This window comes from Paracoccus sp. UBA5162, assembly GCF_002413585.1.
Classification (GTDB): domain Bacteria; phylum Pseudomonadota; class Alphaproteobacteria; order Rhodobacterales; family Rhodobacteraceae; genus Paracoccus.
Map to the genome: position 1 here is coordinate 1 of NZ_DHXG01000028.1, position 10,321 is coordinate 10,321.

A 10,321-nucleotide genomic window follows, 5' to 3' on the forward strand; every position below is an offset into this window, starting at 1 on the left:
CCGGCGGGCAGCCCCGCATCGCACAGGATCTGGGCCAGGCGCAGCGGCGTCAGGCAGGCATCCTCGGCCGGTTTCAGCACGCAGGCATTGCCCATCGCCAGCGCAGCGGCGATGGTGCGGCCGAACATCTGCGCCGGATAATTCCATGGGATGATATGTCCGGTCACGCCGAAGGGCACGTATTCGGTGGTCACGAAATGGCCGGGCAGGAAGGGAATCGTGTCGCCATGCAACTTGTCCGCCGCGCCGCCGTAAAATTCCAGATAACGTGCCGTCGCCGCGATATCGGCGCGCGCCTGCGAGATGGGTTTGCCGGTATCGCGCGCCTCCAGCGCCGCCAGATCCCCGGCCGCCCCGGCAACCAGGGCGGCGGCGCGCGACAGGATGCGGCCGCGCTCGGTCGCGCTCAACGCGCCCCATGCGCCATTGCGCGCACGTCGCGCGGCGGCGACGGCGGTGTCGATATCGGCCGCATTGCCCGAGGCGATGCGGCTGAATGCCTCGCCGGTGGCGGGGTCGATCACCGGCAGCGTCTCGCCGCTGGCCGAGGGGCGCCATTCGTTGTCTATGAACACACCGTCGATGACGGAATCGGGATTGCGCGCGGCGATGTTCATCGGACCCTCCTCGTGATGCCCGGGGATCCTTGCGCATCGCGGCGCGGCGCGCAAGCGGGGCTAGGTGGCGCGACGCCGGCCGACGGCTGACAGAGCCGCGGCGACCGCCTGTTCGATGGTCAGATCGGTCGTGTCCAGCACTACCGCGTCATCGGCCGGCCGCAGCGGTGCGCTGGCGCGCTGGCTGTCACGGCGGTCGCGTTCCTGCAACTGGGCCAGCATCTCGGCCGGGTCGGCGCCCAGTTCGGACGCCCGGCGCATGGCCCGCACCTGGTCCGAGGCGACGACATACAATTTCAGATCCGCCTGCGGGCAGATCACCGTGCCGATATCGCGCCCGTCCAGCACCGCGCCGGGTTCGCGCATCGCGAAGCGGCGCTGGAAATCGATCAGGGCCGCGCGGACCTCGGGGATCGCCGCGACGCGGCTGGCGGCCTGACCGGCCTCGGCGCTGCGCAGATCGTCGCGTGCCAGATCCGCTGCGACCAGCCCGCGGGCCGCTGCGACCGGATCGCCGCCCTTCACCCCGGTCGCCCGGTAGAGCAGCCCGGTATCAAGATGATGAAAGCCCAGATCGGCGGCCAGCGCCCGCCCGATCGTCCCCTTCCCCGAGGCCGCCGGCCCGTCGATCGCAATGATGAACGCCATGTCCCCGGCCTGCCGTTTTACCCGTCACCGCCTCTTTGCATATCCGCGCGGCAAAGGTCCAGCCGGCAGCAGAGGTCGCGGAACGGCCCTTGTCGGACCGGCAAGAGGGCGGTCGGGCGGGCGAATTCTTCTTGGCATCACCGTGATTCTGCATTTCTATCGCCGAAATGAAGAATTTATTTCGGTTTAGTGATTTATGTCGATCAATTATCTTGATCGTGTCGCCAATGCCCGATCGGTGCCCGAGGCAAGCGATGCCTATCTTTCGGCTTTGCGCGAACACGGTTTTCAACACGGTCTCTATATCGCGCGCTTCCTGCTGTCGCTTCCCGCCGCCGTGCTGCGCGAAGAGCCGATCCTGTTCGGCAATTTCCCCGACGGCTTTGTCGCACGGCTAGGCGCCGGGGGGCTGCTGGCCACCGCGCCCTGGGCGGTCTGGGCGCTGCAGAATTCCGGCAATGCCTCGTTGCGGGATGCGTGCCTGGGGCATGAAGACGGGGCCGCGGAAATCCACCCTGCGATCCGTCTGGCGATGGATCACGGCGTCGAGGCGGGTCGAGTCATCAGCCTCAGGAACAGGGTGCCGCGCAGTCATGGCGCGGTATTGCTGTGCCCTGGCGGCGGGATCAGCCACGAGCGCGCCGAAACGGCCTGGCAATCCGCGCGCGGCGAGATCGGGATTCTGACCTCGGTCCTGCATCTTCGGCTGGCGACGCTGGGCCGGCGGCTGGTCGAAACCCGCCTGACGCAGCGTCAGCGCGAGGTTCTGGAATGGAGTTCGGCCGGAAAGACGGTGGCCGAGATCGGCACGATCCTGGGCGTAGCGGCCGCCACGGTCGAAAAACATCTGCGTCTGGCGCGGCAGGCGATCGGGGCCGATACGACCGCCCACGCCATCCTCCGCGCCCATCTGGCCCACCAGATTTTCCCGCACGGCCAAGACCTGAACCCCTTCACGTGAGGATAGGCCAATAGGGGTAGGGTTTGCCTGACTTTCTCTTTGCGGCAAATCGGCCTTGAATCGTGACGTTCCGTGAGTGGTGACACAGAATGTGTCAGGAACCTGCGCAAGGGTCCGAGTGTTGCCCGGGCCGCGCATCCCGTCAGAAACGGGGGGCATCTGCCGATGGCGGTCTTGTCGTCGTCGGCGGATGTCGCGCGTTCCCGGCCGATGTCGCAAAACGACGAAAGACGCCGGCCATCGCTGACCGGCGTCTTCGCAGAAAACGGCAGGGAACGGATCAGGCGCCGCCCAGGGTCTTGGCGACCTCGGCCGCGAAATCCTCTTCCTTCTTCTCGATGCCTTCGCCGACCGCGACGCGGGCAAAGCCCACGATCCTGGCACCGGCGTCCCTGGCCGCCTGTTCGACCGTGACATCGGGATTGATGACGAATTTCTGACCCAGCAGCGTCACTTCCTCGAAGAACTTGGCCATCCGGCCGACGATCATCTTTTCGATCACCGCTTCCGGCTTGCCCGATTCGCGGGCCTGTTCGGTCAGGACGGACTTCTCGCGTTCCACCAGGGCCGGATCCAGATCGTCCTGGCTCAGCGAGGCGGGTGAGGTCGCGGCGACATGCATCGCGATCTGGCGGCCGATTTCCTCGTCGCCCCCGTCCAGACCGACCAGAACGCCGATCTTGCCCATCCCCTCGGCTGCGGCGTTATGGACGTAAGAGACGACCAGCGGCGCTTCGACCTTGACCATGCGGCGCAGGGTCATGTTCTCGCCGATCTTGGCGATGGCGTCGGTCAGAACCTCCGAGACGGGTTTGCCGTCGATCCTGGCGGCGTTCAGTTCCTCGGTATTCTGCACGTCCAGACCGGCCTCGGCGATCTTGCGGACCATGCGCTGGAATTCCTCGTTCTTGCCGACGAAGTCGGTCTCGGAATTCACCTCTACAGCGACGCCCTTGCCGTTCCTGACGGCCACGGCGACCAGACCCTCGGCCGCGACGCGACCGGATTTCTTCGCGGCCTTGGCCAGGCCCTTGGTCCGCAGCCAGTCCTGCGCGGCCTGCATGTCGCCATCGGTCTCGGTCAGCGCCTTCTTGGCGTCCATCATCCCTGCGCCGGTGGTCTCGCGCAGTTCCTTCACCATCGCGGCGGTGATAGCCATGATCCGTCTCCTTTGATCAACACGTCAGGCGGGGCATATCCCCGCCTGACGACGTTTCCGTAAATGCATCCGGGGTCCGGACGGGCCGGATCGATCAGGCGTCGGCCGTCGCCTGCTCGTCGGCTTTCGCCTCGGCCTCGCCCTCGTTCAGCGCCTCGTCGGGCGTTTCGGACAGGGCGCCCAGATCGACACCGGCGGCACCCATCTGCGCGGTCATGCCGTCCAGCGCCGCACGGCTGGCCAGATCGCAATACAGCGCGATGGCGCGGGCCGCATCGTCGTTGCCCGGAATGATATAATCCACGCCGTCGGGCGAGCAATTGGTATCGACCACGGCGACGACCGGGATCCCCAGCTTCTTCGCTTCGAGGATCGCCAGGTCTTCCTTGTTCACGTCGATGACGAACAGCAGATCCGGCAGGCCGCCCATGTCGCGGATGCCGCCAAGGCTGGCCTGCAGCTTGGCCTGTTCGCGTTCCAGCCCCAGGCGCTCTTTCTTGGTCATGCCTTCGGCGCCGCCGGCCATCGTCTCGTCGATGGCCTTGAGGCGGTTGATCGACTGGCTGACGGTCTTCCAGTTGGTCAGCGTGCCGCCCAGCCAGCGGTGGTTCATGTAGAACTGGGCCGAGCGTTCGGCCGCATCCGCGATCGGCTTCTGCGCCTGGCGCTTGGTGCCGACGAACAGCACGCGGCCGCCCTTGGCGACGGTGTCGCGCACGACCTGCAGCGCGGCGTCCAGCATCTGGACGGTCTGGGTCAGATCGACGATGTGGATGCCGTTGCGGTCGCCATAGATGAATTCCGCCATGCGCGGATTCCAGCGTTGCGTCTGGTGGCCGTAATGGACGCCAGCTTCAAGAAGCTGACGCAGGGAAAATTCGGGAAGCGCCATTCCAATGTCCTTTCCGGTTTGCGCCTTGGCAGGGGTTCTGAAGGCTTTTGCCTCAACCGGTGGACCCACGGGGATGTCTGTCCGCAAGGCCCGCCCACTGCCTGTGAAGTGAGCGCGCAGATAGACGCTGTGCGCACGCTTTGCAAGGGGTAACGGGCCTGTCCGCTCACATGAAGCTGTCGGGCACGGCGGCTTTCCGGCCCGCGACATATTCCGACAGCGCCTCGGCGATGCCCGGATCCAGATCGGGGGCCTGATACTCGCCCAGCATCCTGGCGACCTTCAGCGCGGCCAGCGTCGCCGTGTCGCGCGCGCCTTCCTCCTCCCAGGTTTCGAAGGGCTTGTAGTCCAGGATGCCGGTGCGCCAGAAGGCTTCCTTGTAATTGGCCTGCGTATGGTCACAGCCCAGATAATGCCCGCCCGGCCCCACTTCGCGGATCGCGTCCATGGCCTGCCCGTTCTCGGACATGTCCACGCCCGCCGCGATCCGGTGCAGCAGGCCCAGCTGATCGGCGTCCATCACGTATTTCTCGTAGCTGCTGACAAGCCCGCCTTCCAGCCAGCCGCAGGAATGCAGCATGAAGTTCACCCCCGCCAGCAGCCCGATATTCAGCGTGTTCGCGGTCTCGTAGGCCGCCTGTGCATCCGGCAGCTTCGATCCGCAGAACGAGCCCGCGCTGCGATAGGGCAACCCCATCCGCCGGGCCAGTTGCCCCGCCCCCAGCGTGATCTGGGCGGCCTCGGGCGTGCCGAAGGTGGGCGCACCGCTGTTCATGTCGATCGAGGTGACGAAGGCGCCGAAGATCACCGGCGCGCCGGGACGGATCAGCTGGCTGTAGGCCACGCCCGCCATCACCTCGGCCAGAACCTGCGTCAGCGTGCCCGCGACGGTGACGGGCGCCATCGCGCCGCCGACGATGAAGGGACTGATGATCGCGGCCTGATTGGCCCTCGCATAGACCTCCAGCGCGCCCATCATCACCGAATCGAAGGTCAGCGGGCTGTTGATGTTGATCAGGCTGGTCATCACCGTGTTGCGGTCGACGAAATCCGACCCGAACAGGATCTTCGACATCTCGACCGAATCGGCCGCGCGTTCCGGCAGGGTCACCGAACCCATGTAGGGCTTGTCCGACAGGGTCATGTGGGCGTGCAGCATGTCCAGATGGCGCTTGTTCACCGCCACGTCTGTCGGTTCGCAGACGGTGCCGCCGCTGTGATGGACCCATTTCGACATCTGGCCCAGCTTCACGAAATTGCGGAAATCCTCGATCGTGGCGTAGCGCCGGCCGCCGGCCTGATCGCGCACGAAAGGCGGGCCGTAGACCGGTGCCAGAACCAGATTGCGTCCGCCGATCTCGACATTGCGTTCGGGATTTCGGGCGTGCTGGGTAAAGCTGGCCGGCGCGGTGGCGCAAAGCTGTCGCGCCAGCCCCCTGGGCAGCCGCACCCGTTCGCCGTCGATGTCGGCCCCCGCCTCCTTCCACCGCGCCAGCGCGTCGGGATTGTCGACGAAGTTCACGCCGATTTCCGCAAGCACCGTCTCGGCATTGGCCTCGATGATTTCCAGCGCCTCGTCGTTCAGAATCTCCAGGTTCGGGATGTTGCGGCTGATGAAGCGCGCATATTCGAAGCGCGTCGCCGTGCGTTCGGCCCGGCGCGCGGCCCCGCCTCCGCTGCGGCGGCCACGGCGTTCGGCGACGGCATCCTCGGTCATGGCGATCCCCTTCCTGCAAACATGACTGCGTCCCGTGATAGGCTGCGCGCCGAAGGCCGTGCTGCCCGTTTGCGCCTTTCCCTTGCCATGATGCGACATCGACGCGCGGCCGCGACGCTTTCACGCAGGGTTGACCAAAAGGGTGAATTGCCTTGGCTTCCCGCCTGCCCCATCTTCCGGGGATGACAATGCAATTCCGCTTCGGCCGAGACTACGATTTCCTGGAAACCCTTGCCGACGCGATCGTCCATGGGGTCGGCGTCGTGGCCGCCCTGATCGGTGTGACCGTGCTGATCTTCCAGACAACGGTCTGGGGCACGCAGGCGGCGATGCTGGCCGCCTGGATCTACGGGCTGGGGCTGATCGGGGCGCTGGCAATCTCTTTCATCTACAACATGTTGCCGCCATCGCGTTTCAAATGGATCATGCGGCGGCTGGATCATTCGGCCATCTTCATCCTGATCGCGGCAACCTACACGCCGTTTCTGGAACCCGGCGCCTCCAGCGACCCGATGATCCTGACGCTGCTGGTCGCGATCTGGTTCATGGCCGGGATCGGCGTCGCGGTGAAATGTCTTTTTCCGGGGCGCTATGACAGGCTGGCGGTGATCCTCTATCTCGCGATGGGATGGAGCGGCATCCTGGCGATCCGGCCCATCGCCATGCATCTGCCCGCGACCTCGATGGTTCTGATCGTCATTGGCGGACTGCTCTATACGGCGGGCGTGATCTTCCACCTGTGGCAAAAGCTGCGGTTCCAGAACGCGATCTGGCACGCTTTCGTGGTGACGGCGGCGGCGGTGCATTACGTCGCGGTGCTGACGGCGGCGGTGTCGCCCGCGACGCTGTAGCCGACCGGCGCCAAGCCGCTTGCATCCGGCCGCCGCAGGCGTCAGGTTCGGAGCGATCCTGCCAGCGAGGTGACGCATGACCCCCCAAACCCAATCCCGGAAAAGCCGCGCGCTGTGCGACATCGCGCCGGTCATCCCGGTGATCGTCATCCAGCAGGCGGCGAAGGCCGAAGCTCTGGCCCGCGCCCTTGTCTCGGGCGGCCTGCCGGTGCTGGAAGTCACCCTGCGTTCTGACGCGGCGCTCGACGCGATCCGCGCCATGTCAGGGGTCGAGGGCGGCCATGTCGGCGCCGGCACCGTGCTGAGCCCGGACGACGCCAAGCGCGCCAAGGACGCCGGCGCGACATTCGCGGTCTCGCCCGGGCTGACCGACCCGCTGATCGCGGCCTGCGCGGATCTGGACCTGCCGCTTCTGCCCGGCGCCGTCACCGCCTCGGAGGTGATGCGGGCGGCGGATGCGGGATATGACATGCTGAAATTCTTCCCGGCCGAAACCTCGGGCGGTGCGCCGGCGCTGAAATCGCTGGCCGGCCCGCTGCCGCGGATCAGTTTCTGCCCCACCGGCGGCGTCTCGCCGCAGAACGCCCGCGACTACCTGGCTCTGCCCAATGTGGTCTGTGTGGGCGGCAGCTGGATCGTCACCGATGCCGATGTCGCATCCGAAGACTGGGATGCGATCGAGGCCCGCGCAAGGACCGCCGCCGCCCTGCGCCAAGGCTGATCGCGGCCATGGACAGGGCAAGGCGGAATGTCGCGGTCCTGGTGGCCGCGCAAGCGATACTTGGCGCCCAGATGCCGGTGCAATTCATCGTCGGCGGTCTGGTCGGGCAAAAACTGTCGCCCAGTCCCTGCCTTGCAACCCTGCCCATCTCGCTGATCGTGCTGGGCTCGGCGATCAGTGCGCGGCCGCTGGCCCGGTTCATGCAGATGCGGGGACGGCGCGCGGGCTTTCTGCTGGCGGTTGCCGCGGGCGGCTCCGGCGCGGCGGTGTCGGCGGCCGGAATCTGGCTGGGCTCGTTCCTGCTGTTCCTGACGGGCGGACTGCTGAGCGGGGTCTACTTTTCGGCGCAGGGATTTTTCCGCTTCGCCGCGACCGATACCGCCAGCGACCATTTCGCACCGCGCGCGATCTCGTGGGTGATGGCGGGTGGCCTTGCCTCGGCCATCATCGGGCCGGGTCTGGTCCGTGCCACCGGCGATCTGACCGCGATTCCGTTTCTGGGCACCTATCTGGCGGTGATCGGACTGAACCTGATCGGCCCGATTCTCTTCGCCTTTCTCGATATTCCCCGCCCGCCGCGCGCCCGGCCCGGCCAGGATCGGGACCGCCCGCTGGGCCAGATCCTGCGCGAGCCGCGTATCGTCGTCGCCATGATCTGCGCGATGGTGACCTATTCGCTGATGAACCTGGTCATGACTTCGACGCCGCTGGCGGTGGTGGGCGGCGGCTACCGGCCCGAACACGCCGCCAATATCGTCAGCGCGCATGTGCTGGCGATGTTTGCGCCCAGCTTCTTCACCGGCTACCTGATCAACCGTTTCGGCGCCGCGCGCATCGTCGGCACCGGGCTTGCGATCCTGGCCGGCGCGGGGGCGGTCGCGCTGAGCGGGATCACGCTTTCGAATTTCTTCGGCGCGCTGATCCTGCTGGGACTTGGCTGGAATTTCGGCTTCATCGGCGCGACCACGATGCTGGCGCGCGCACATCGCCCCGAGGAACGCGGCCGGGTGCAGGGCATCAACGACCTGTTCGTCTTCGGCGGCGTCTTTCTGGCGTCGCTGTCCTCGGGCGGACTGATGAACTGCACCGGAGGCTCGAACGAGGGCGGCTGGTATGCGGTCAATCTGGCCATGCTGCCGCTGCTGGCCCTGGCCGGCGGGGCGCTGATCTGGCTGTTGATGCGCCCGAAAACGGCCTGAGACCGTCCTGGCCCAGCACCAGCCGCCCGGCCCCGTCCTCGGCGCGTCCGATCACGGCCGCTTCGGCAAAGCCGTGATCGCGGAAGATGGCCAGAACCCGGTCCGCCTCGGCCTCGGCGCAGGCGACCAGCAGGCCGCCGCTGGTCTGCGGATCGGATATCAGCGCGCGATCCTCGGGTGCGAAACCGTCGGGCAGCGCGACCTCGCCACCATAGCCGGCCCAGTTGCGCCCCGAAGCGCCGGTCACGAAGCCGCCGGCGGCAAGATCGCGCGCGCCCGCCAGCAGCGGCACCGCCGCCCAGTCCAGCCGCAGCGTGCAACCCGATCCGCGCGCCATTTCCAGCGCGTGACCGGCCAGCCCGAACCCCGTCACATCGGTCATCGCATGAACGCCCGGCAATCGCGCCAGATCGGGACCGGGCGTGTTCAGCCGCGTGACGGTTTCGATCATCATTGCGTAATCCTTTGGCGACAGGGCCTCTTTCTTCAGCGCCGCCGAGAAGACGCCAACCCCCAGCGGCTTGCCCAGGATCACCACATCGCCCGGTTTCGCGCCCGTGTTGCGCCTGACATGATCGGGATGGACCAGGCCAAGCGCCACCAGGCCATAGATCGCCTCGACCGAATCAATGCTGTGGCCGCCGCCGATGGGAATGCCCGCATCGCGGCAGGCCATCGCGCCGCCTTCGAGGATGCGGGCGATGGTTTCGGGCGACAGCCTGTCGATCGGCATTCCCACCAGCGACAGGGCCATGATCGGGGTGGCGCCCATGGCATAGACATCGCTGATCGCGTTGGTCGCGGCGATGCGGCCGAAATCCAGTGGATCGTCCACGATCGGCATGAAGAAATCGGTCGTGGCCACCAGTGCCTGCTGATCGTTCAGCCGATAGACCGCGGCATCGTCGGATGTCTCGATGCCCACCAGCAGCTCGTCCGGGACCGGCAGCATCGCGGTTCCGCGCAACAGGCCGGTCAGCACGCCGGGCGCGATCTTGCACCCGCAGCCGCCGCCATGGGACAGCGAGGTCAGGCGCGGTTCGGTCGGGCTTTGGTCGTCCATCGGAGCCTCCGGAATTTTGGTGAAGACTAGCACCGCCTCCGGTCGGCGGCAATCGAACGCCTCTGGCCCGCGCCGCCGTTTCCGCCTATCAGGGGCGCCACGAACGAGGATCGGCCATGCTGAAGACCCGCATCATTCCCTGCCTCGACGTGGCCGATGGCCGCGTGGTCAAGGGCGTCAACTTCGTCGATCTGATCGATGCGGGCGATCCGGTCGCGGCGGCGCGCGCCTATGACGCGGCGGGCGCGGACGAGATCTGCTTTCTGGACATCCACGCCACTCACGAGAACCGCGGCACCATGTTCGATCTTGTCACGCGCACGGCCGAACAATGTTTCGTGCCGCTGACGGTGGGCGGCGGTGTGCGCACAGCCGAGGACGTGCGCGCCCTGTTGCTGGCGGGCGCGGACAAGGTCAGCTTCAACTCCGCCGCCGTCGCCGATCCCGACGTGATCGCGCGGGCCGCCGACCGGTTCGGCAGCCAATGCGTGAT

General features: G+C 66.7%; 11 protein-coding genes. 5 read left to right on the plus strand and 6 right to left on the minus strand.

From position 1 onward, the window contains the following. Both B4A72_RS03835 and B4A72_RS03840 read right to left on the minus strand, forming a co-directional pair. Positions 1 to 617: aldehyde dehydrogenase family protein (locus B4A72_RS03835; protein ID WP_292978112.1), on the minus strand; the 617-nt coding region annotated here is incomplete at its 3' end. A 60-nt stretch (positions 618 to 677) separates the two neighbouring features. Next, positions 678 to 1,265 (minus strand): (d)CMP kinase, encoded by a 588-nt coding sequence (locus B4A72_RS03840; protein ID WP_292952511.1) that lies wholly within the window; start codon positions 1,263 to 1,265, stop codon positions 678 to 680. 196 nt (positions 1,266 to 1,461) lie between these two features. Here B4A72_RS03840 and B4A72_RS03845 point away from each other — a divergent pair, with 196 nt between their 5' ends. Continuing rightward, complete coding sequence (locus tag B4A72_RS03845; protein ID WP_292952508.1) at positions 1,462 to 2,226, plus strand: helix-turn-helix transcriptional regulator; 765 nt, start codon at positions 1,462 to 1,464, stop codon at positions 2,224 to 2,226. Between the two features lie 280 nt (positions 2,227 to 2,506). Here B4A72_RS03845 and tsf read toward each other — a convergent pair whose 3' ends face one another. The 3 genes from tsf to B4A72_RS03860 all read right to left on the minus strand — a co-directional run bounded on the left by tsf (position 2,507) and on the right by B4A72_RS03860 (position 5,994). Then, a complete protein-coding gene (gene tsf / locus B4A72_RS03850) occupies positions 2,507 to 3,385 on the minus strand; it encodes a translation elongation factor Ts (protein WP_292978113.1) in 879 nt (292 codons plus the stop codon). A 94-nt stretch (positions 3,386 to 3,479) separates the two neighbouring features. Continuing rightward, positions 3,480 to 4,277: a 30S ribosomal protein S2 gene (gene rpsB / locus B4A72_RS03855; protein WP_292952502.1), complete on the minus strand. Its 798-nt coding sequence runs from the start codon at positions 4,275 to 4,277 to the stop codon at positions 3,480 to 3,482. A 166-nt stretch (positions 4,278 to 4,443) separates the two neighbouring features. Further along, positions 4,444 to 5,994, minus strand: coding sequence for a trimethylamine methyltransferase family protein (locus tag B4A72_RS03860; protein WP_292952499.1), 1,551 nt, complete (start codon positions 5,992 to 5,994; stop codon positions 4,444 to 4,446). Between the two features lie 182 nt (positions 5,995 to 6,176). On the opposite strand from B4A72_RS03860, the gene trhA reads away from it, so the two are divergent. The 3 genes from trhA (at position 6,177) to B4A72_RS03875 (ending at position 8,765) form a co-directional block, all read left to right on the plus strand. Further along, positions 6,177 to 6,845: a PAQR family membrane homeostasis protein TrhA gene (trhA, locus tag B4A72_RS03865; protein ID WP_292952496.1), complete on the plus strand. Its 669-nt coding sequence runs from the start codon at positions 6,177 to 6,179 to the stop codon at positions 6,843 to 6,845. A 76-nt stretch (positions 6,846 to 6,921) separates the two neighbouring features. Then, positions 6,922 to 7,566, plus strand: coding sequence for a bifunctional 4-hydroxy-2-oxoglutarate aldolase/2-dehydro-3-deoxy-phosphogluconate aldolase (gene eda, locus B4A72_RS03870; RefSeq protein ID WP_292952493.1), 645 nt, complete (start codon positions 6,922 to 6,924; stop codon positions 7,564 to 7,566). An 8-nt stretch (positions 7,567 to 7,574) separates the two neighbouring features. Next, on the plus strand, positions 7,575 to 8,765 hold the full coding sequence (locus B4A72_RS03875) for an MFS transporter (protein WP_292952490.1): 1,191 nt from the start codon (positions 7,575 to 7,577) through the stop codon (positions 8,763 to 8,765). Here the strand turns inward: B4A72_RS03875 and selD are convergent. Further along, the gene (selD, locus tag B4A72_RS03880) at positions 8,686 to 9,828 is read right to left on the minus strand and encodes a selenide, water dikinase SelD (RefSeq protein WP_292978114.1); all 1,143 of its coding nucleotides are present in this window, start codon (positions 9,826 to 9,828) and stop codon (positions 8,686 to 8,688) included. The genes B4A72_RS03875 and selD overlap by 80 nt on opposite strands. A gap of 116 nt (positions 9,829 to 9,944) precedes the next feature. On the opposite strand from selD, the gene hisF reads away from it, so the two are divergent. Further along, positions 9,945 to 10,321 (plus strand): imidazole glycerol phosphate synthase subunit HisF (hisF, locus tag B4A72_RS03885; protein WP_292978115.1); only part of this gene is annotated, 377 nt, incomplete at its 3' end.

Excerpts from the sequence above, each read along its gene's own strand:
- B4A72_RS03840 (WP_292952511.1), bottom strand. The coding sequence starts at position 1,265 with ATGGCGTTCATCATTGCGATCGACGGGCCGGCGGCCTCGGGGAAGGGG.
- B4A72_RS03845 (WP_292952508.1), top strand. The coding sequence starts at position 1,462 with ATGTCGATCAATTATCTTGATCGTGTCGCCAATGCCCGATCGGTGCCC.
- tsf (WP_292978113.1), bottom strand. The coding sequence starts at position 3,385 with ATGGCTATCACCGCCGCGATGGTGAAGGAACTGCGCGAGACCACCGGC.
- rpsB (WP_292952502.1), bottom strand. The coding sequence starts at position 4,277 with ATGGCGCTTCCCGAATTTTCCCTGCGTCAGCTTCTTGAAGCTGGCGTC.
- B4A72_RS03860 (WP_292952499.1), bottom strand. The coding sequence starts at position 5,994 with ATGACCGAGGATGCCGTCGCCGAACGCCGTGGCCGCCGCAGCGGAGGC.
- trhA (WP_292952496.1), top strand. The coding sequence starts at position 6,177 with ATGACAATGCAATTCCGCTTCGGCCGAGACTACGATTTCCTGGAAACC.
- eda (WP_292952493.1), top strand. The coding sequence starts at position 6,922 with ATGACCCCCCAAACCCAATCCCGGAAAAGCCGCGCGCTGTGCGACATC.
- B4A72_RS03875 (WP_292952490.1), top strand. The coding sequence starts at position 7,575 with ATGGACAGGGCAAGGCGGAATGTCGCGGTCCTGGTGGCCGCGCAAGCG.
- selD (WP_292978114.1), bottom strand. The coding sequence starts at position 9,828 with ATGGACGACCAAAGCCCGACCGAACCGCGCCTGACCTCGCTGTCCCAT.